The organism is Gimesia algae (assembly GCF_007746795.1).
GTDB classification, from domain to species: domain Bacteria; phylum Planctomycetota; class Planctomycetia; order Planctomycetales; family Planctomycetaceae; genus Gimesia; species Gimesia algae.
This window is the reverse complement of record NZ_CP036343.1, coordinates 6,369,906-6,390,804: the sequence shown is the minus strand read 5'-3', so window position 1 is coordinate 6,390,804 and position 20,899 is coordinate 6,369,906. Positions and strand designations below refer to the sequence as shown.

The 20,899-nt window shown below is 50.3% G+C and carries 18 protein-coding genes and 1 tRNA gene; 11 read left to right on the top strand and 8 right to left on the bottom strand.

Annotation, left to right across the window (positions count from 1 at the left end; genetic code table 11):
• Positions 1 to 181: 181 nt before the first annotated feature.
• A complete protein-coding gene (locus Pan161_RS23875) occupies positions 182 to 1,057 on the top strand; it encodes a HEAT repeat domain-containing protein (RefSeq protein ID WP_145231250.1) in 876 nt (291 codons plus the stop codon).
• Positions 1,058 to 1,112: 55 nt separating this feature from the next.
• Positions 1,113 to 1,529 (top strand): type 1 periplasmic-binding domain-containing protein, encoded by a 417-nt coding sequence (locus tag Pan161_RS23870; RefSeq protein ID WP_145231249.1) that lies wholly within the window; start codon positions 1,113 to 1,115, stop codon positions 1,527 to 1,529.
• Positions 1,530 to 1,713: 184 nt separating this feature from the next.
• Here Pan161_RS23870 and Pan161_RS23865 read toward each other — a convergent pair whose 3' ends face one another.
• The 3 genes from Pan161_RS23865 to Pan161_RS23855 all read right to left on the bottom strand — a co-directional run bounded on the left by Pan161_RS23865 (position 1,714) and on the right by Pan161_RS23855 (position 4,449).
• Positions 1,714 to 2,790: a hypothetical protein gene (locus Pan161_RS23865; RefSeq protein ID WP_145231248.1), complete on the bottom strand. Its 1,077-nt coding sequence runs from the start codon at positions 2,788 to 2,790 to the stop codon at positions 1,714 to 1,716.
• A gap of 377 nt (positions 2,791 to 3,167) precedes the next feature.
• Positions 3,168 to 3,977, bottom strand: coding sequence for an oxidoreductase (locus Pan161_RS23860; RefSeq protein WP_145231247.1), 810 nt, complete (start codon positions 3,975 to 3,977; stop codon positions 3,168 to 3,170).
• 97 nt (positions 3,978 to 4,074) lie between these two features.
• Positions 4,075 to 4,449, bottom strand: coding sequence for a hypothetical protein (locus Pan161_RS23855; RefSeq protein WP_145231246.1), 375 nt, complete (start codon positions 4,447 to 4,449; stop codon positions 4,075 to 4,077).
• 542 nt (positions 4,450 to 4,991) lie between these two features.
• Between Pan161_RS23855 and Pan161_RS23850 the strand changes: the two genes are divergently transcribed.
• Positions 4,992 to 5,477 (top strand): hypothetical protein, encoded by a 486-nt coding sequence (locus Pan161_RS23850; RefSeq protein ID WP_145231245.1) that lies wholly within the window; start codon positions 4,992 to 4,994, stop codon positions 5,475 to 5,477.
• Positions 5,478 to 5,581: 104 nt separating this feature from the next.
• On the opposite strand, the gene Pan161_RS23845 is transcribed toward Pan161_RS23850, so the two are convergent.
• The 3 genes from Pan161_RS23845 to Pan161_RS23835 all read right to left on the bottom strand — a co-directional run bounded on the left by Pan161_RS23845 (position 5,582) and on the right by Pan161_RS23835 (position 7,772).
• A tRNA-Asp gene (locus Pan161_RS23845) sits at positions 5,582 to 5,655 on the bottom strand.
• 257 nt (positions 5,656 to 5,912) lie between these two features.
• Entirely contained in the window at positions 5,913 to 7,112 is a 1,200-nt protein-coding gene (locus Pan161_RS23840; RefSeq protein ID WP_145231244.1) for a pyridoxal-phosphate-dependent aminotransferase family protein, read from the bottom strand.
• Positions 7,113 to 7,169: 57 nt separating this feature from the next.
• Positions 7,170 to 7,772, bottom strand: a complete 603-nt coding sequence (locus Pan161_RS23835) for an isochorismatase family protein (protein ID WP_232103456.1) — start codon at positions 7,770 to 7,772, stop codon at positions 7,170 to 7,172.
• A gap of 182 nt (positions 7,773 to 7,954) precedes the next feature.
• Here Pan161_RS23835 and Pan161_RS23830 point away from each other — a divergent pair, with 182 nt between their 5' ends.
• Complete coding sequence (locus Pan161_RS23830; protein WP_232103455.1) at positions 7,955 to 8,869, top strand: formylglycine-generating enzyme family protein; 915 nt, start codon at positions 7,955 to 7,957, stop codon at positions 8,867 to 8,869.
• A 181-nt stretch (positions 8,870 to 9,050) separates the two neighbouring features.
• Positions 9,051 to 10,763, top strand: coding sequence for a S1 RNA-binding domain-containing protein (locus tag Pan161_RS23825; RefSeq protein ID WP_145231242.1), 1,713 nt, complete (start codon positions 9,051 to 9,053; stop codon positions 10,761 to 10,763).
• A gap of 92 nt (positions 10,764 to 10,855) precedes the next feature.
• Here the strand turns inward: Pan161_RS23825 and Pan161_RS23820 are convergent, their stop codons facing one another.
• A complete protein-coding gene (locus Pan161_RS23820; RefSeq protein WP_232103454.1) occupies positions 10,856 to 11,602 on the bottom strand; it encodes a sugar phosphate isomerase/epimerase family protein in 747 nt (248 codons plus the stop codon).
• A 395-nt stretch (positions 11,603 to 11,997) separates the two neighbouring features.
• Between Pan161_RS23820 and Pan161_RS23815 the strand changes: the two genes are divergently transcribed.
• Positions 11,998 to 12,438, top strand: a complete 441-nt coding sequence (locus Pan161_RS23815; RefSeq protein WP_145231240.1) for a hypothetical protein — start codon at positions 11,998 to 12,000, stop codon at positions 12,436 to 12,438.
• 185 nt (positions 12,439 to 12,623) lie between these two features.
• Entirely contained in the window at positions 12,624 to 13,121 is a 498-nt protein-coding gene (locus tag Pan161_RS23810) for a hypothetical protein (RefSeq protein ID WP_145231239.1), read from the top strand.
• A gap of 109 nt (positions 13,122 to 13,230) precedes the next feature.
• On the opposite strand, the gene Pan161_RS23805 is transcribed toward Pan161_RS23810, so the two are convergent.
• Positions 13,231 to 14,655: a sulfatase family protein gene (locus Pan161_RS23805; protein ID WP_145231238.1), complete on the bottom strand. Its 1,425-nt coding sequence runs from the start codon at positions 14,653 to 14,655 to the stop codon at positions 13,231 to 13,233.
• Between the two features lie 250 nt (positions 14,656 to 14,905).
• On the opposite strand from Pan161_RS23805, the gene Pan161_RS23800 reads away from it, so the two are divergent.
• The 4 genes from Pan161_RS23800 (at position 14,906) to Pan161_RS23785 (ending at position 20,881) form a co-directional block, all read left to right on the top strand.
• Positions 14,906 to 15,478 (top strand): MarR family winged helix-turn-helix transcriptional regulator, encoded by a 573-nt coding sequence (locus Pan161_RS23800; RefSeq protein ID WP_145231237.1) that lies wholly within the window; start codon positions 14,906 to 14,908, stop codon positions 15,476 to 15,478.
• 66 nt (positions 15,479 to 15,544) lie between these two features.
• Positions 15,545 to 18,319 carry a TolC family protein gene (locus Pan161_RS31105; protein ID WP_145231236.1) on the top strand — a complete coding sequence of 925 codons (2,775 nt, stop codon included), beginning with the start codon at positions 15,545 to 15,547 and terminating at the stop codon, positions 18,317 to 18,319.
• 256 nt (positions 18,320 to 18,575) lie between these two features.
• A complete protein-coding gene (locus Pan161_RS23790) occupies positions 18,576 to 20,171 on the top strand; it encodes an HlyD family efflux transporter periplasmic adaptor subunit (protein WP_232103786.1) in 1,596 nt (531 codons plus the stop codon).
• Positions 20,168 to 20,881, top strand: a complete 714-nt coding sequence (locus Pan161_RS23785; protein ID WP_145231234.1) for an ABC transporter ATP-binding protein — start codon at positions 20,168 to 20,170, stop codon at positions 20,879 to 20,881. The genes Pan161_RS23790 and Pan161_RS23785 overlap by 4 nt, the downstream gene beginning before the upstream one ends.
• The last annotated feature ends 18 nt before the right edge of the window (positions 20,882 to 20,899 follow it).

The window sequence follows — 20,899 nt, the reverse complement described above, 5'->3', positions numbered from 1 at the left end:
TCAGTCTGGTACTGCGAGGAATGGTTCCCCAACAAACCATAATCAACAGATCAGCTGATTAGTTCACTATTGAGTCTATTCAGAATCTTTTGAAATTTAAGCGATTCTTTGCAACAAAGGCTTCCTGACAAACGTCACTTCAGGCAAAGATCCCCGTTTCCTCCTTAAAGGAAGTAGTGCCATGCGACGCGCGTTTCCGGTTTTATTATCTACCCTGCTGATCGTGAGTTGTATTCCTTCCCTCGTCTGGTCTATGGGGGAAGAAACGTTTGGTAATCAACCGTTAAACGCGTTGAATTACAAGGACTGGCCGGGCATTATGCCGGTCATCAATCATGAGAGCCGCGTCTATCATGTCTGGGTGAATGGAAATGAGTATGCTTACTACCACGGCGAGATTGATGCGCTGAACGATGTGCTGCAGAAATTTGCCGCCACAAACCAGAAACAGCATGAAGTCGTCCTGCGACCTGGCCCCGCTTCCACAAAGTCATTTCGACAGACAAAAACGATCCCCTTCCACTGGGATCTGCATCTGGTGGGCGGAATTGCCCGGACCATGGCAAAGAAAGATCAGGGCGAAAAGATCTGGAACCCGTACCCGATGCTGAGCATCTATGTGGATGAGACAATCCCGCTGGAGAAACTCAAAATACCCGCCGGGGTCACGCTACTGGAATTAGCCGATCTGGAAAAGCGGTTTTCCGGGGGACTGGCCAGTACCGATATTACGGTGCGCGGCTGGGACGCCGGCCAGCTGGCGAATCTCAATCCCTACAGTACCAGCAACAGGAACGCCATTGCAAAACTGCTGGACGACAACGAAGTCTGGGTGCGACTGAATGCCGCCGGGGCGCTGGCTGTCTTTGGAAAAAAAGCGACACCCCTGCTGCCGGATCTGCGTGCCAGGCTCAACACCGATGATGCAGCGTTGAAAAAACGGCTCACAGAGACGATTAAAATCATCGAAGCAGCACCTGATAAATCAAAGTATGAAAAACAACATCAGGAAACGCTCAAACAGATCAGCCAGTTTCTGAAAGCGCAGAAAAAATAACGCTGTGGAGACGCTACTGTAAAACTGAGTACAGTCTAAAATGGGGAGAGAAACGATGCCGACACGCAAACAGATCACCATGCTCTTGAGTTTTCTGGGGCTGATGTTGACGGTGCAGGCTGCCTGGGCGATTGAGTTTGGAATCGGGCAGTCGAAGGAAGAACTTGGACTCAAATATGAGCTGTTCGTTAACGATCATGGTACCGGTCGCGTGACCGTGGTACTGGATATTGTGGATGCCGGGAAGCTGAAACCCATTAATTCCATTTCGCTCTACATTCCGGCTGAGGGAAAAACAGGTCGACCCGATTTATTGGTCTCGCTGGCAACTAAAATAGTTGACGGAAAAACTCAGGTTCGGGCACACCTGACAAAAGAACTGGCCGAACGCGCCCAGTTGCAACTGAAAACAACAAGCGACCCGCGAACCGACACCACTAACCGGTTATTATTTTACCATCCACGTGGATGAATTCATCAGGGATAAAAAATAAAATGCTTGCAGACTTTGATTAACTTATCTCAGCGCGCAAAAAAAGCAGGCCAGCAGAGGGGCATCTGCTGGCCTGCTTCGAGAGCAATACCTCACTCCATCATTCAGTATTGCGGTCAGGAAATAGTTCCTTATTTCTCAATCAAATTAGTCCGCTGGATTATTAGTCGGCAACGCCAGCACCAATTCCAGCTCCGATAGCTGCACCACGATTACCGCCGATGGCACCTCCGATGCCAGCACCGATGGCAGCACCTTGACGTTGATCACGATTCAAACCGCGGTATCCGCTACCATAGCGTCCGTTATAGCCGTTACCCCGGTTGTTGTAGTAACCGCGTCCATAACCGCGTCCATTATAGTAGTTATTTCGGTATCGATTTCCCCGGTAGTAGTTTCGGCCATAGTTCCCATAGCCATTGTTGTTATAGCCGGGATCGTAATAGGTACCGCCCTGGTAATAACTTCCGTCATCGTAATAATTGCTGGACTGATAGTTGTCATCGTCCTGGTAATATTCCTGGTCTGTAGGCTGACCAGGGCTACGGTAAGTAACCGGATCAAAAGATTCCCACTGACCATTGTTATGAATTAACCAGGCACCCTGCTCAGTCTTGTACCACCAGTGACCATTGTGGTGACGATAGCGGGCACGGGTTGCATCATCAATATCCAGATGAGCGGTTCCCTGTCGTACGAAATCATCGACTTCGACATTGGTCTGGTTGTCGAAAGTCTGTGGGCGATTGGTCTGATGACGTTGCGGCTGATTCAGATCGACGTCAGCACCGCCTTTAAGTCTCCCCTGCATTTCGAGATTACCGGGTGTGCTTTGAATCGCACCGTCGGTAGCGTCAGGAGTCTGTGGGGGCGTCTGCAGGCCGCGGGTATTCCCTTTGGCTTTGGCATCCACGTCAGCGTCTAACTGAGTCTTGGATTTCAGCCGTGAATCCGAATCCAACTGTGAATCCGAATCCAACTGTGACTTGGCATCCAGTTTCGACTCGGTATCCAGTCGGTTATTGTTCAACTGAGACTTCGAGTCCAACTGTGAGTTGGCATCGATTTTGGCATTTTTTCCCGGCACTTTAGGGGCGGGGCTGGTGACCTGACCGGCGGCTTTCGACTGTGATTCCAGTTGTGCGCCAGCTCCTTCCAGAGGAGACTGTGCGGTCAGCAATGCGGGGCTGACCCCCAATACGGCTGCTGCTGCTAATACTTTTATACTTCGGCGTAACATTTCATTTCCTTCCATATTTGTTTCGAGTAGTTAGTGGTTTCATTCCTGGCCACACTGGAAGAGAATTGCAAAGGCTATGCCAACTAAAAAAATACCACCAAAATCGACTAAAGTGCGACAGGATGTCTGAAATAGAAAGCAAATCTGCTGATGGTCGATCACACCACTGGATGGTCAGCGAACAACTCGCTCTTAAACCTGCCAGCGAAGTTGAGAGGTAGGCAATCATTGGATCGTAAGTCTCGGGTCCCAAAGTGATGTCAATGAGAATTGGTCGCGTACGTACGTGCTGAGACGATTGTCTCTGGTACAAGTGCGGGATCTGATCACAGCGCCAGTGTCATCTCGGTCTTTGGGAAAGGCAGAATGAATGCGGTCTACTTCATCTGGCTCAATACAATTTTATCGAACAGTTTATCGCTGAAGAGTCGTTTGACCCGGGGGAGCAGTTTGGCATCCAGGGTGGTTGCGTACCGGGTTTTGGGCTTCTTCGCTTCGATCGCTTTGACAACCGCATTGGCGGTACTTTCCGGCCCCGGGCTTTTGGAGTAGAGATCGCCGGTGAATTTGCGAAACGCGGCGACCAGGGGTTTGTAATCTTCCGCGTGATCCAGGCTGTCCAGCGTGGCAAACGCGACTTCGTCAAATTCGGTTTTGACGGCCCCCGGTTCAATGACGACCACTTCAATGCCCAGCGATTTGACTTCCATCCGCAGTGCATCAGAAAAGGCTTCGACAGCGTGCTTCGTCGATGCATACCAGCCCAGCACGGCGGTCGAGACATGGCCGACCACCGACGCGGTGTTGATGATTCGTCCGGAGCCCTGTTTCCGCATCTGCGGCAGTACCGCCTGTACAAGTCGGCCCATGCCAAACACGTTCACATCGTATTGACGCTGAATCTCTTCCAGGGGCACATCTTCAATCGTGCCATACGAACCGTAACCCGCGTTGTTGAACAGCACATCAATGCGCTGCTGTTCTTCGATCACCTTCGCGACACCAGTGTTGACTGATTCGGTATCCGTCACATCCATATGCATGATATGCGCGCCCAGGGATTCCAGGTCGCGCATTTTTTCGACCCGACGGGCCGCGGCATAGACGGTAAACCCTTTCGCCAGCAGTTTTTCCGCAACCAGTTTCCCGAATCCAGCGGACGCGCCCGTGATCAATACCGTTTGCATGGTGTTCTGACTCCGTTCATGTGTCTGATGCGATTGATTGATGATCCGACTGCAGCGGACGAATCAGATTCGAATCGTATCAGACACCGAAATGCTGTCAATTGAGGTCTCGCGCAGACAGATAGAATTCGCGATCATGCGCGTCTGCCTGATCGAATAACTCTTCCAGCTTCTCGAACATTTCAAGAGTCGGTTGCAGCCTTTGCTGGACTTTTTCTGAAGTGGCAGCCTGACGTCGGTATTCTTTGAGAAGTGAGCGGATCGTCTTGAGCCCTGCGCCGGCTGGATGCCAAACTTCTTCTTCAAAGGGAGCATATGTGAAATCGTCGAGTGGTGTGATGCCCAGTTGCTGGGCTAAGTCGAATGTGCCATGCCAGGCAAATTCTTCTGGATCGACGGCCTGAAAATGGTTGATACCGGGGATCGGCTCATCCAGAATGACGTACAGTTTTTCAAGACGAAAGTCAGCCATGTGAATGTCTCCGCATAGAAGAGTCTTTCATGACTCATTCGGATATTTCATGGATCACCGTGCAGAGCTGGTATATTATTTAAACTTCGTCGAGATCAATCCGCAACGAGTGTTGCAGTTTTCGTATCATGATTAAGTAATCTTCACGTAAATTTCTTAATGATAGAGCCATACCATGAGTGACCAACGGCCTGTTGTGGAAGTTATCGATAAAACGATGGTAGCGCTTCTACAGAAACAGGCTCCCGAAGAACGGCTGCTGATTGCCGCTGAGATGTAGGAGACGGCACTTGTTATGGTCCGTGGTACGCTGGCTCAGGAACATCCGGAGTGGAATGAGCTAGACTCAATCGCGAGGTGGCGAAACGGCTCTGCCATCGAGAAGTCAGACATCTCTATGAGTGAATTCAAACCCTATATTCTGATGCAGACCATCGTTGAATTTTTTGCAAAGAAATTATTGCAGAACCTGAAAAAGGTTGTATTGTCTCAGTTAGTAAATAATTTAGACAAGATTAAGGCCTTAGTAATATTGAAGCGATATGCTTGAAGTCAGTTTAGAAGAATTTTTCAGAACTGGTTCATTTGGTCCTGTTCAACTGGGTATGCCACGAAAAGAAATAAATACTCTATTAGGCTCTACTGATATGTGGGGACCTTCGGATGCCAACTCCTTTAAATCTGCCACGATCTGGAAATATGGTGATATCGAATTCTATTTTAATCAGGATAATCGACTCTACCAGATCTTCAGCGACGATTTTGAGATTCCTGAGAGTTGTGCTGAGATGCAACTCGATCCTTGGGTGGTCCGTAATAAAATGACAGCAGAGTCTTTCCAGGATGAATTGAAACAGGCAGAGATTGCATTTTCAATTCGTGAAATCTCTACGCTGCCAGGAGTGATTGAGATCGTCACGGCAGGGAATGTTCGGTTAAATTGTCGGGTCGAACTGGAGCCAGATGATGAGTTTGAAGAACTTGGTTTATATAGTTTTTGCCTCTCGGATTACAGGCTACTTCCCTGAAATTGAAAAGCAAGTCGGGGTTCTCCAGCAATAATAGATACTGGAATGAACAATTCGCGCATAAAAAAACGCTCGCTGTCAATGATGACAACGAGCGTAGTAAGCGAGGCCGACGGGACTTGAACCCGCAACCCCCGGATCGACAGTCCGGTACTCTAACCAATTGAGCTACGGCCCCTTACAGGTGGTCGGAAATGATAGGCGATCATTTTCTCGATTGCCACTCATTCGACACAAAATTCGTGAGAATGTTCGAAAAATTCCCCACGGAAACACAGACGCATGACGTCCAGTTCTGTTTTCAATATACCGCGACATTCAACAGACAGCAAGTCATATGAGAGTCGTATCTTAGGAATCGGAATTACTGGCCGGGCTCATTAAATAATCAGCCTTCGTTTCCGGTAGAAATCGAAAGTTCTCGCCGACTTGAGGTCAGTCTGTAATCGTTGTGCGGTAAAAATCGTTTGCAGCAGCTACACCGGCACCGGGAGAGAGTTGATAGCCTGCATGCAGCAGGCACTGCTCCAGGGCCGCCAGGAACAGCAGCACATGGGTGCTCTGACTGCTTTCTCCCATCAGGCCGATGCGCCAGGTCTTGCCTTTCAGAGGTCCCAGGCCGCCGCCAATTTCAATGCCAAACCGCTTCAGCAACTGACCACGAATAGCAGCATCATCTACACCATCCGGGATATTGACGGCGTTCAGCATGGGAAGTTGGTGATCTTCGGCGACCGCAAACTCAATACCTATCGCATTCAGACCGGTTTTGAGGGCACAATGGTTAGCATAGTGACGCGAATAGCGGTTCTCCATGCCCTCTTCGAGGACCAGGCGTAAGGCCTGATGCAGGCCGAAATTCATGTTAATCGGTGCAGTATGATGATAGGCACGCGAATCACCCCAGTACGAACGGACCATCGACATGTCCAGATACCAGCTGGAAACCTTCGTCTTGCGTGCGTCCATGGCTGCGACGGCACGGGAGCTGAAGGTCACGGGGGACAGTCCGGGAGGACAGCTCAGGCATTTCTGAGTGCCACTGTAGGCCGCGTCGATATCCCATTCGTCAATTTTGACGGGCATCCCGCCCAGTGAAGTCACGCAATCAACCAGCAGCAACGCATCCGCTTCGTGAACGGCTTCAGAAATCTCTTTCAGGGACTGGGCTGCACCCGTGGATGTTTCCGCGTGCACGATGCCCAGGACTTTGGGCTTTTCTTTCTGCAGGACATCAATCACTTCTTCTACTGAGAAAACTTCACCGAAGGGGCGATGGATCTGTACGACTTCCGCGCCAATGCGACCTGCGACATCTGCCATGCGGGCACCAAACACGCCGTTCGTACAGACAACGATCTTGTCACCCGGTTCCAGTAAGTTGACCACACAGGCTTCCATTCCGGCACTCCCCGTGCCACTTACTGCGAGTGTGAGTTCGTTCGTTGTGTGGAAAATGGTTCGCAGCATATCCTGAACTTCATCCATCACCTTCAGAAAATAGGGATCGAGGTGTCCTACAGTCGGTGCGCCCAGTGCAGCCAGCACACTGGCGGCAACATCACTGGGACCAGGGCCCATCAGAGTACGACGGGGCGGAGCAATCGGGGGATGCAGATGATGTTCAATGGTCATGAGAGTGGCTCTTTATGATTTGAAGGACTCAAAATAGATTGATAATGTGATTGGCGTCTATAGTTTTTCGGTTATCGGGGGTTTTTCGGTTACCAGCCGGCTGATCTGTTTGAATTCCGGAGTGCCAGCGACCTCACACCATTCAAACAGAATTGCTTCGGTCGTCGTGATGCTGGCGCCTGAGTTTTCCATCCGTTTGATTGCAATTTCCCAGTCCAGCTGATTTCGACTGGCAATGGCATCTACGGGAATGATAACGCGATAACCGGCGGCTAACAAATCCAGAGCCGTCTGCTGTACGCAGATATGCGCTTCAATTCCAGACAGCACAATACGTGTGCGGCTGTCGACAGTATTAGCGGCAGTTTCCCAGCCTAAACACGCGGCGGCACTGAATCGCAGTTTTTCTCTGGGCGCCGGCAGTAATTCTGCCAGCGCGGGGACGGTTGCCCCCAGTCCTTTGGGATATTGTTCGGAACAGTGTAGCGGGATTTCAAACAGTTGTGCTGCCTGCAGCAGTTGACGGATGCGATGCGTCAGATTGTCCGCATCCGGAATGACCGGCAGGAGTTTTTCCTGAACGTCGACCACAACCAGCTGGCATTCCTGATGTGACAGGAGATCAATACTGCGTGGAATTAAGTTCGGAGACTCTGACATGAATAGACCTGACTCATTTAAGAACCTGAACGCGAAACAGCAACACGCAGGAATTCGGAACCCGGTGTTGTTTGTGGGATGTACTGCTTTCAGACACCTTCTCTGCTTTCGAATTCAAGCCGACATTGGTAAAATTCGTTTGCAGCTGTACCCTAACAAAATCTGAACCAGTAGTGAAGTATATGAACCATCTCAAAAATGTCGTATCCGTCAGGCAACTGGCTGTTCTGGTCACTCTGTTGTTTTCCCTGCTGATGGGGCTGGTGAGGCTGTCCGCGGAGGAGAAACTGGACTCCCCCCCTCTGGACTCCAGCGGGAAGACAGAGTTATTGAAACTGTTTGTCAAAGAGCTGGTGTCAATCACACCCGGAAAAGGGAAGTTCCCCCAGACGTTTCAGATGGGATCGACTACAGGAGAGCCGAGCGAAAGACCTGTTCATAAAGTTATAATGTCAGACGATTTCTGGATGAGTCGGTATGAAGTCCCCCAGAATCTGTATCAGGCTGTCATGGGAAATAACCCCAGTCGCTGGGGAGGGCCTCGCAATTCGGCAGAAATGTTTGACTGGCAGACCGCGAATGAATTCTGTCGGAAACTGACCTCTGAACTGAAGAAAGCAAAGTTGATTGCGGCGGATGAAGTGATACGTCTGCCCAGCGAAGCCGAGTGGGAGTACTGCTGCCGGGCCGGGACGAGCACGGAATACAGCTTTGGTGATCAACCTCAGAAACAGGGAGATGAGGGCAAACAGGCTCGGATTCTGGACGAATATGCATGGCATACCGGAAATGCAGCAGGAAATGACCCTCCTGTGGGAGCTCTGAAACCGAATCCGTGGGGCCTGTATGACATGCACGGTTATCTGTGGGAGTTCGTCGCTGACCCCTGGCATGATAGCTATCAAAATGCTCCCGGTGACGGCAGTGTCTGGGGCACTGTCACCATCGATAAGCCAGTGGTAGTGCGTGGCGGCGCCTGGACGGACCCTTACAACCGCCTGCGATCTGCCTCTCGCAGGCAGGAAGCAGCAACTACTGCCAGTCCTGCACTGGGGTTACGATGTGTGAAAGCAAAAGTGAAAAAATCGGAAAACTAGGCCCTGCGAATTGCAGGTCTGCTGCGGCGGTGATACTCTTTTAATTAGTCCGGCAGGTTTTTGAGCCTGAATTGAAGAAGTTACTGCAGTCGGGTGGATGTCTGTCTGCGGCTGGCCTGACAAGCCTGTGAAACATTCCTGTATCTTGAAGTAAGTAATTAGGCGAGAAAGTTCATCTCCCATGAGTTCAGAACGACCAACTACTGAAGAAGTCAATACGAGTGAAGAAGCTTTGGAAGCGAAATCACCAGCCGACCAGGACCAGCCAGCGGCTCCACAGGAGTCCGCTGCCGGTGTGAATGAGGCAACCTCTTCAGCTCCCACTGAAACTCCTCAGGCAGAAACACCTGCGGAATCAGAGGCTGCTGCTCCACAGGGTGCGGACACAGCAGAACGCAAAGTCCAGTTGAAGCCTAAAGTGGATCCGGCTCAGTTCAAAGCAATTCCAGCAAAAGGTTCCAGTTCCGCTCCTGCTTCCAAAGAAGGAGATGCAGAACCGTCCGTTGAACCTTCACAGGAACAGCTTCAGGAAGCGGCCATGATGCAGATTGCAGAAGCAGCCGAGCCGGTCGATATTCCTCCTGCAGTGGATGACCTGGACGGTGATCTGGAAGCAGAACTCGCAGCGGCACTCTCGGGGCAGGGCGCACAGGAACTTGCCAAAACTCTGAGTGATGAAGAACTCGCCGCCGAAGCAAAATCAGAAGACGCTGAGACTCCTGCTACTCCTGCTGCAAAATCGGGGGCCGCGGAAGAAGGGATTGGAGAAGGAGATCGTTTGAAAGGGGTTGTGGAATCAATCAACAACGACGATGTCTTTATTGATCTCGGTGCAAAAGCAATGGGAGTACCCGGAATGGTGCCCCTGCGTCAGTTCGGCGACAAAACCCCTTTGATCGGACAGGAAGTAGATGTCAAAGTCACCAGCATTAAAGAAGCAGAAGGCTTGATCCTGCTCTCTCTGCCACGTGGACATCACAAACCTGCAGGTGACTGGGATGCTGTCTCTGCCGGTCAGGTCGTCGAATGTGTCGTCAATAAATCGAACAAAGGGGGGCTGGAAGTCAATGTGGGAAGCCTGAGAGGCTTTCTGCCCGCCAGCCAGGTCGATCTGTATTTTGTGGGTGACCTCGAACCTTTCGTAGGCCAGAAACTGACTGTTCAGATTACAGAAGTGAATCCCAAGAAACGTAATCTGGTTGTGAGTCGCCGTAAGTATCTCGAAGCAGAGCGCGAAGAAATTCAGAAAGAGCTGTGGGAAAAACTGGCCATCGGTCAGGAACATACCGGGACTGTGAAGAATATCAAAGACTATGGTGCCTTCGTGGATCTGGGAGGCATTGATGGCTTCCTGCACATTGGCGAGATCAGCTGGAATCGGATCAAGCATCCCAAAGACGCCTTGAGTGAGCAGCAGCAGATCAATGTGAAAATCCTCAAGATCGACAAAGAAAAGAACCGCATCAGCCTGGGAATGAAGCAGTTGCAGCAGGATCCCTGGCAATCGGTCGAGGACCGTTATCTTACCGGATCGACTGTCTCCGGCAAGGTGACCCGTACTACAGACTTTGGTGCTTTCATCGAGCTCGAACCAGGTCTGGAAGGCTTGATTCATATCAGCGAACTGGATCATCGTCGTGTAAAACGGGTAACGGAGGTTCTGACAAACGGTCAGGAGACTTCGGCGAAAGTACTGGAAGTCGATCCCAACCGGAAGCGGATCAGTCTGTCGATCAAAGCTTTGATCGACAAGCCAGAGGCAGCAGTGGATGCGGTTGAAGAGCAGCCCACTTACGAACGGAAACGCAAAGGACCACTCCTGGGTGGGAACGCGGATGAATCAGCCGGTGGTGGAGGCGGCGGTCTGTTTGGTAATCCTAAAGATTTCAAATAAGCCAGATTTTCAGCATCAAATAAAACAGCCAGAGCCTTCCGTATCTCAGAAGGCTCTGGCTGTTTCTGTATCGTAAACTGTTTTTCAGAAGCTCAGATCACAACGGATTCCAGCAGCATTCTGAGTTTTCGCAGCTCCAGCGCCCTGTCCGCATCTTTCATCAGCTCAGGTAGAAGTTCCACTGAAAGGAACTGGTGATATTCCTGACGTTCCAGCAGGCTGATCAGGCGACTGTAATCGATCTCCCCCAGTCCGACGGGAACCTGAAGCTGGTCTGTGGTGGAATCGCGCAGATGAATGTGGCAGACATACGGAAATACCAGATCGTATGACGTCGTACTGTAAGGGCCACAGGTATAGTAACTCGGATCAAGTGTCAGGCCTAAACCTTTCACAGACTGACAGAGTTCTGTCGCAGTACGGGGGTCTTCGGTCAGTTGCCCTGTTTTGGTTTTGATGGAAAGTCGAATGCCATCGCGGCTGGCAATTTCCAGTAATGCTTTAAGCCGGTCAATTTCTGTATTAAACGGGGTCCCCAGTGGAGAAGCCGGGATGGTGATCTGTGCGATCCGCAACATCTTGGCTGCCTTGCACAAGGATTTAAACGCATCCGGTGTGATGTCGTTCTCCAGGCAGAAGGCGATGGGAGTGAGCCGGGTGGCTTCCCGAAAACGTGAATAAAAATCTTCAGGTGACGCGACGACTTCAGATGGTTTCAGATGATCGCTCTCTTCATTCATCCAGATTTCGATTTTGTCGAACTCCAGATCTGTGAGACGCTCACAACTGACTTCAAATGTTTCATCAGAAAAGCAACGTGATGATGCAGCTACAAACACGCCGAACACTCCCTTGTTGGCAAACGACAAAGCTATATGAGCACTCCGTCACAGACGATGTCTTGCCTGAAAAAAACTCAAACTTTAAAACAACCCACTTTATCTATTTTAAACTTACGGTCTCATAGAGTAGGAAACTACGATAATCTATCCCGGTTTTAACGATTCTGCAAGGTCGATCAGTTTTGAATATTACACCGGTTTTCCGATTCTTGGTGATTTTAACTATTGTTTGACTCGGAATGACCGATAAAAGAATTAAGTCTTTTGTAGGCCATTTACGATCTTAAACCAGTTCGGTGTCCGCAGAATTCTCAGCAGGTATCACTCATACCCAAAATCGAGCGCGAACGGAAACACGCTCAAATTCAGAAAAACCGGGGGAAAGGAAGCCAATGAAGCCTCACTTATTATGTAAAATGGCCGCTTGTCTGATTCTACCATTGTGTGTGGGATGCTCGAATAGCCAGGTCATTCGGGGTCAGTCGGCCGACGGAGAGTTCCTGATGCAGCAGCAGGCAAAAATGGCTAAATATCAGCAGGCCATGCACAAGCAATATGCAGGTCAGCAGCCACCCATTCAGCAGATGAGACACAGACAACAAGGGGGTGCGTACTGCCCACCGGGGAACGGCGGTGCTTATTGCCCACCAGGGGCAGGTGGCTGGAAAACCGGGCACAAAAATACCTACCATCAAAATAAACGTCCAAGAAACTATCAGACATACAAATATGTCCCTCCTGCAGCCGTCTATCCGCAGCAGAATCAGCCACTGGGAATTGTGCAGTATCCTTACTACACACACAAAGGACCAGATGACTTCTTCCTGAAATAAGAAATCAGGCTGATTAACCACTGATCATTGATTAAAGAACCGATTGAATTTTGACTCAATCGGTTCTTTTTTATTTTCAAAAGAGGGATGAATCATTTTCCGGTTTTTATATATAATCACTCGTCAACGAACCTGGTTTATGTGTCCCGGAAGATTTCTATTCCCTTTTTTGCAGTAAAACAAAAATGAATCATGATCCTGCCGATCTGGCACTAACAATAAAAACCATCGAGTCGATTGTCCCAGATGGTTATGGCCGTATGTCGATTCCCAGTGAGACCGACGAAGAACTCCAGGAACAGATTAAAATCGCCCTGCAGTTTGAAAACCGAAAAGACGTACTCTTAAATCAGCATGGCATCGATAACCTGTTGAAATTTGTGGAACGCATGGCTTCAGAATGCATGCGTGAATCGCGTTTTCAAGACTGTCTGTATGCAGCCCAGTCGCTGGAACTGCTGCTGTGCCAGCCCGATACTGATGAGCATCCCCTGATGGTCGCGCTGACACTGATTCATGATGCTTATTTTCGCCTGCCCGAACCACGTCCTGAATTTGATGCAGCGCAACTCCCCCACTTCTGTGCGAAATGGGACAGATTCGATCAGGAAAAAAGCAGCAAAGCAGTCCATTTTCGTATCAGGGAAGAACCAGAAGGGCCTCGCTATATCTGTTACTGGTAAGCGGGGCCCGTCTACGATGAGAACGCCTGTGCTTAGACAATCGCGTCTTCTGAGCTGTGTTCCTCAATCACAATGATCCAGAAGACCTTGCAGTAAAACTGGACACAGTCTAATTCGGCAATGGGATTTCCAGCTGTGACGGAACCGGTTTTACCGTTTTCTGATGCTGTTCTGCAGCCATTTTGAGCTCTTTGATGACGTCGGGATGGTCTTGGGCCACGTTATACTTTTCGGAAGGGTCATGTTCCAGATGGTATAATACCGGTGGATCATGTTCCTGGAATGGTTCGCGACCATAGGCAGGTTTTGTGATGAAGTGCGCTTTCCAGGGACCCTTTCGTAATGCCATCAGTTTAGTCCCTCGATAGTAGACCATTTCCTCGCGCGGGCTGTTTTCCTCATTCAATAATACGGAGGTGAGATCCACTCCATCGACCACGCGGTCGGTCGGGACCGTTCCACCCGCCAGATTAATGGATGTGGTGTAGATGTCCATCGTACTTCCCAGTTCCTGCGATACCGAACCCGAAGGAATGTGGCCGGGCCACCAGGCGATCGTTGGTTCACGCATCCCCCCTTCCCACGTACTGCCTTTCCCATCCCGTAGCAGGCCGGCTGACCCGCCCTGCTCGTTAAAGATCAGCCAGGGGCCATTATCGCTGCAAAACCAGACAATCGTATTCTGTTCCAGTCCTTGTGTTTTGAGTTCATCCAGAACCTGGCCGACACTCCAGTCAATTTCTTCAATCACGTCTCCATACAATCCGCGCCGGCTCTTGTCCTGAAATTCTGGGGAGCGAAAGAGCGGTACATGGGGCATGCTGTGGGCGAGATAGATGAAGAACGGCTGCCGCTTGTTCTGCTGAATCAGCTTAATCGCCTCTTCTGTATAGCGTTTTGTGATCGTAGTCTGGTCAGCCGGTTGTTCAACGACTTCTGTATCGCGCATCAGGGGAATATTCCAGAATTTGACTTCCGGTTTCAGGAAGATTTTGCGCCCCAGCTTGTGGTTTGCGGATCGATCCATGTCGTTGGAATAAGGAATTCCAAAGTAGCTGTCAAAGCCGTTGCTGGTAGGGAGAAACTGAGGCAGATGGCCCAGATGCCACTTACCAACACAAGCCGTTTTATACCCGGCTGTTTTCAAGGCTTCTGCGAGTGTGACTTCATTTGCAGGAATTCCTCCGCCGGAATCGGGGAACAGAACTCGTCGTTTGTCGCTGCACATACCTGAACGAATTGGATAGCGACCCGTTAACAACGCTGCCCGACTGGGGGTGCATACAGGAGCAGCCGAGTAAAACTGGGTGAATTTCATCCCTTCTGCTGCCATCTGATCCAGAGCAGGTGTCTTAATGGTGGGGTGTCCGAAGCAGGCCAGGTCCCCATAACCCAGATCGTCCGCGTAGATCACAATGACATTCGGTTTGGGGGCTGCGTAGATATCGGTGACTGAGGGTATTAGGAAGATCAGGGCAACAAGGTTGATCGCGTGTTTCTGTACCAGGTGACGAGTGAGTGCTGAGCGTTGCATCTAAAGCGTTCTCCCAGATGGGGTTTCGAGTAAATCTATATCAATGCATCCTATCGATTGTTCCCACTTTCCAGCAACGATGCAACCTGAAATCAGATTTTACTTATGTAAAACTTTGCGGGTTATGCCGATAACTCCTTCAGATACTAATACTTCATGTCCGAAATATGAATAAGGGTATTTGTGCTGCCCGAAGTACGCAGCGTTCATTTTGATCCGGGTTGGAAGAATCGGTTTAAGGCTGAAATATATGGAACAGGAAAGTAGTACGAAATTCGATGCAATGTCTGGTCCTGCTGACTGGCGTTCCCTGCAACATCATGAGAGCGTCGAGCAGATTGATCTTTTGATCCGCACCGCCCATTTGATCCGGGTTGCCTTGAATCAAAGTTTCTCGCAGCTGGAAATTAACGAAGTCCGCTATTCTGCATTGAAGGTGATCGACTCGGTCACCGAAGCCGGCTGTTCCCAATCGGAACTGGCGCGAAAGCTGGGGCAGTCCGAGTCCAATATCTGCACATTGATCGAACGCATGGAAGGCGACCAGCTGGTCATTCGTCGTCAGTCCCAGAAAGATCGACGGAAACGCGTGCTGGAAGTGACTGAGCAAGGCGCTCAATTGCTGGAACGGGTGAAGACCTTTCATGGCATCGTTTCGCAGCGACTGCTGGCATCACTCTCTGCCGATCAGAGAAGACAATTGAATGGCATGCTGCAATCATTATTAAAGACTGCACATATTCAGCGTTCTCAACGGGAAACCGTCAAAACATTTCCCGATACAGATGGGCCATTTCCCTTTCAGGGTACGCCCGCTGCTTAATGATTTCATTTTCTTTTCTTAGATACTACCAGGCTTTTTAATAAATTCTGTAACGGATGCTCATTCATGAGGCGCACAAGTCTGATTTCCTGTTGTGACACTTACAAACCAGTCCTCTCGGCCGCGGTGATGGTCTGTCTGGTCGTGCTGTCCGTCGGTTGCTCTCCCACATTCTGGGCTGATCAGGCCAACGCAGACAGTTATGAGATTCTGGCTGAGAAAGCCAACGACCCGGCATGGGAAGTTCCACGCTATGATGTGGAGCCGGATCCCCGCAGTCGGTTTTATGATCCGTACGATCCGAATCATGAGCCCCTGCCTCCCGACGATCCGGCGGCGAATGTTTACATGCACTGGTTACAGTGTAAAAAAGGTTATAAGAGCTGGCATAAATTTGGCCGTGCCCTCAGTATCGAAAACCCGGACTGGTTGGTGCAGTATGGGATCAGTCCTGAATTAAGTGCCGAAATCGCTGCTTCAGGCAATTCGTTACCCGGCACGGAATTACCGGCGCTGGAAGATGTCACACTGCGGGAAACAATTGATATTGCCAACATTAACAGTCGTGAGTATCAGTTTCAAATCGAAAATCTGTTCCTCGCTGCTTTGGATTTAACCTTTGGGCGTTTTCAGTTCGATGTGCGTTACCTGGGAGTGGGCGGTCAGAACCCTCAGGCCGAATTGAATCGCAGACGCCTGGCTAACGGGACTCAGGAACTGGATCTAAGCAGCCGAATGGGCGTCAATCAGGTTCTGCCCAGTGGTGCCCAATGGGCAGTTGAGCTGGCTAACAATACACTCTGGTTGTTTTCCGGATCGAATCAGACGAATTCTGTCAGTGTGCTTTCTTATTCCCTCGTGCAACCTCTGCTGTTTGGTGCAGGGCGGAAAGTCGTTTTGAACAACCTGACGCAGGATGAGCGAAATGTGTTGTATCAGACGCGAGTTCTGGCCCGCTTCCGTAAAACCTTTTTTACTCAGAACGTGGCAGGTGGGGATGGTTTTCTGCAATTGTTGCAACAGCTGCAGGTGATTTACAACGAGCGCGATAACATCAAGCGACTCGAACGCCAGGTGGAAATCCTCAGGGCACTCTCGTCACAAAAACCGAAAGTGCAGTCAGAGCGTCTTGATAAATTACCTGAGAACTGGATCATTCCACCAGAGCTGGTGGAGAAACTCGAATTCGATGACGAGGCGCGGATGCTCTCCTGGAAAGGGGAGATGACTGCAGAGCAGGAAAAACGTCTGCTCGCGCTCAGTGATGAAGATGATTATCAGGCGACCGTCGGCGAACTCGTGCAGCGGATTCGTACGGAAGTCGTCACACTGGATGTGGCCCAGTTGGAAACCAGGCTGGCGCAGTCGATCAACCGTTTGCGTTCTCTGGAACGGGCCTATCAGGATGCGCTGGGGAGATTCAAACTCTTTCTCGGTCTGCCCCCCAATATGCCCATGAGTATTGACGAATCTCTGCTCAAACCATTTCAGTTGATCGATCCCCTGCTGCCAGGTATCGAACAGGAGATCTATGACTATGTCGAAGTCTGGGCTAAGGTCTACGTGGAGGACTGGGAAGACCCCAATCTTGTCCCGCCAACCACTGCGGAACTGCTCAAGGTAGTGGAAGGTCTGGAAGTCTTGCAGGGACGTCTCGAAGAAGATGCTTTGCTGACGCTCGAGCAGGATATCAAAAATGTGGACCAGCTGCTGGGTGATAGCCAGGAGGGGGTCTCTGAGGAAATTCTGGCCTTACGCAAACGCCGATTCCAGTCGGACGAAGACCGTGAACGGGTCCGTCAAAGTACAGCAAATGATATACGATTGTATTCTGGGGTCCGTAAGGAAATTCAGGAGATGAAAAGTCGTCTGGAAGGGCTGAAAGGCTTTTTGAGTGAAGAAACGCTCTCTAACGACCAGAAAAAACGAATTATCCTGGAAATGGCCAATTTGCGGGAAGACATGCTTAGAACCTCGCAGGGAATGCAAGTGATCGAAATTGGCTTGCGAGTCGAACTCATTACACTGGAACCATTTACGATGGATAGTACTGAGGCAGTGCGTCTTGGTATCGAGAATCGTCTGGACCTGATGAACCAGCGAGGATTCGTCATGGATGCCAGAAGATTGATGGAAGTGCGGTCTAATTCCCTCGAAGCGGTGTTAAATGTCGTAGTAGATGGAGACATAAGTACGCCTCTCGGCAAAAATAAGCCTCTTGACTTCCGCGGTAGTCAGGCGGGATTACGGGCCGGGATCGAATTTACGGCTCCGTTGTCATTAGTACAGGAGCGAAATGCCTATCGTGAATCTCAGATCGAATATCAGAGACAGCGTCGTACCTTTATGGAAGCGCAAGACGATGTGACATTTGATATTCGTCAGAGCTGGCGACAGCTGAATGTGCTTCGTCAAAACTTCGAAACATCACGGGTTCAGATTCGACTGGCGGCACTGCAGTACGACAGTGCAGTCGAAGCCACTTCAGACCCGGCCCAGGCTGGTCGAAACCAGGGGTTAAATCTGTTAAATGCGTTATCATCAGTATTGGAAGCACAAAACAGTTTAATCAGCAACTGGGTAAATTATGAACAAAACCGACTTAACATCTATCGAGATATGGGTATCATGGAGATAGATGAAAATGGTATTTGGAAAGACGATTTCTATCAACACCGCGCGGGAAGAATCAGGCCTACCAATGAGCACCGCCAATCCACCCCAGGAACAACAGAAACAAGAGTCACTGCAGCAGAAGACATCCAACCAGTCGTCTTCCGACCTGCAGCAGAACTCAACGCACTCACCGAAACAGAAGAGCCAGCGCAAACGCCTCAATAAAGCAAAGCTGCTGATCATTGCATTGATTGTCGGCGCGATACTGGTCCTGACGGTGCCTGCACTGCGCAAGCCGCTCTTTTCTGCCTTCTCTTCTGGGGCAAAGAAGAATACGACGTACATTACAGACAAGGCAACCCGAGGTCCATTTCGGGTGTCGGTGACCGAACGTGGTCAGCTTGACAGTTTGAATAACGTGACCCTGTCCAGCAAAGTCAAAGGCTTTACCACCATTCTCAGTATTGTTCCCGAAGGAACAATGGTTGAGAAAGGGGAAGTGGTTTGTGAACTCGATTCATCCCTGCTGGTGGATAAAGAAAAACAGCAGCAGATTCAGGTAACACAGACGGAAGCAGAGCTGAAGCAGGCCGAAGAAAATGTTGAGATCCAGAAGACGCAAAATGAAAGCGATACGTCCGCTGCTGAGCTGGCGTTAGTGCTGGCGAAACTCGATCTGGAGAAATTCCTCAAAGGGGAATCTCAGCGAGATCTCAATGTGAAAGAAGGTGCCATTACCAAAGCGCGTGAGGACCTGCAGCGCGCCGAAGAAACATTCGAGTTCTCGAAACGGATCGCCAAAAAAGGTTATAAAAGTCAGAACGACGTCGAAGCCGACCGCATCAATGTGGTAAAAGCGGAGATTGATCTGGAGATTGCCAAAGAAGATCTCAAAGTAGAAAAAGATTACGTTCAGACCCGCAAACATAAAGAGTTGGAAGCAGACGTAGACGAAAAGAAACGAAACCTGGATCGTGTGATCCGTCAGGGCATTGCTACGCAGGCTCAGTTCGATGCACGCCTCAAAGCCAGCCAGTTAACTTATGAAGTCGAGAAAAGTGAACTGGAACGTATTCGTGAGCAGATCCTGGCCTGTAAACTGATTGCACCTCAAAATGGTCAGGTCGTTTATGCCAACCAGGACAGTGGCCGTCGCAGCAGTGGGGAAGATGTGATTGAAGAGGGGACAGAAGTCCGCGAACGTCAGTCCATCATTCAACTCCCCGACTTCTCGCAGATGAAAGTGGATGCCCGCATTCACGAATCAAAAATCAGTATGATCAATCAAGGTTTGCCTGTTGATATCCGCGTTGACGCCTTTCCGGAACAACTCTATCGAGGTGTTGTCGATCAGGTTTCCTCGGTGCCAATTTCTTCCAACTGGATGCGACCTGACTTAAAAGAATATAAAGCCACAATCCGAATTCTGCCTGACAATGGTGACATCACCAAGCTCAAGCCGGGTTTGACAGCCGAAATTGAAATTCGCGTTGATCAGCGCCCTGATATTCTACAGGTGCCGGTACAGTCGGTGATCACGATTGGCGAGCAGCGCTATATGTTTATTTTAATGCCAGGTGGAACGTCAGAACGCCGAGAAGTCAAAATCGGTCAGGCCAGTGATACCATGATCGAAATTCTATCTGGCATCAAAGTCGGTGAAGAAGTGATTCTAAATCCACGAACCCACTTCGCCGATGAACTGATCGACTTGGAAGAACAGCTGGCTATGGAAAAGAAAAAGCAGGCTGAGAAACAGGGGCCCGGTAGTGGGGATGCAAAGCCGGCTGGTCCCGCTGCTGGTAAAGCAGGCGGTGAAAAACCTCGTGGTGAATCGGCAGAGAAGAAAAAACCTGCCAGTGGAAATGCAGGCAGCATGCTGCAGCGTCTGGATAAGAACTCTGATGGAAAAGTCTCCAAGGATGAAGCTCCGGAACGCATGCAGGAACGCTTCGATGAACTGGATGCGAATAAGGACGGTTTCCTGGATGCCGGCGAACTCAGTAAGCTTCGCGGTCCCGGCGGGGGAGCAGGCGGTTCAGGAGGCGCGAGGCCCGGTGGAGAAAAACGACCATGAAGCTTGCTGCTCAAGTGATCGACCTCACCAAGTTCTATGATCTGGGGTCGGTTGTGGTCAAAGCGTTGCGGGGAGTGTCTACGGACTTCCCAGAAGGGGATTTTGTAGCCATTATGGGCTCCTCCGGTAGTGGTAAAAGTACCATGCTGAACCTGCTGGGTGCTCTGGACCGTCCGACCAGTGGCCAGTACATCCTCGGCGGCCGCGATGTCTCTACGCTGGATGACGATGAACTCTCAGAGATGCGGAACGACATGATCGGATTTATCTTTCAGTCGTTCAATCTGATCACACAATATACAGTACTCGAAAACATTGAAGTCCCCCTGCTCTACCGGTCTGGTTACCCGGCGATTGGACGCATCGAGCGGGAATGGTGTATGGAACTGGCACGCATGGTCGGGCTGGGTGATCGCATGGATCACCGCCCCTTTCAGTTGTCCGGGGGACAGCAGCAGCGTGTGTCCATTGCCCGCGCGTTAGTCAATGACCCTCAAATTATTCTGGCAGACGAACCAACCGGAAACCTGGATTCCGCCACCGAAGCAGAAATCATGGATATCCTCCATAAATTGAATGCGGAGGGGCGTACCATTATCATGGTGACCCACGAACCGGCTATCGCCAAACAGACCAAACGTCAGATCATGATGAAAGATGGTCTCATTGAGAGTGAAACCATCCTGCAACAGGCCCTCCCTGCCTCTTAACGCGACGGATAGTCGCCC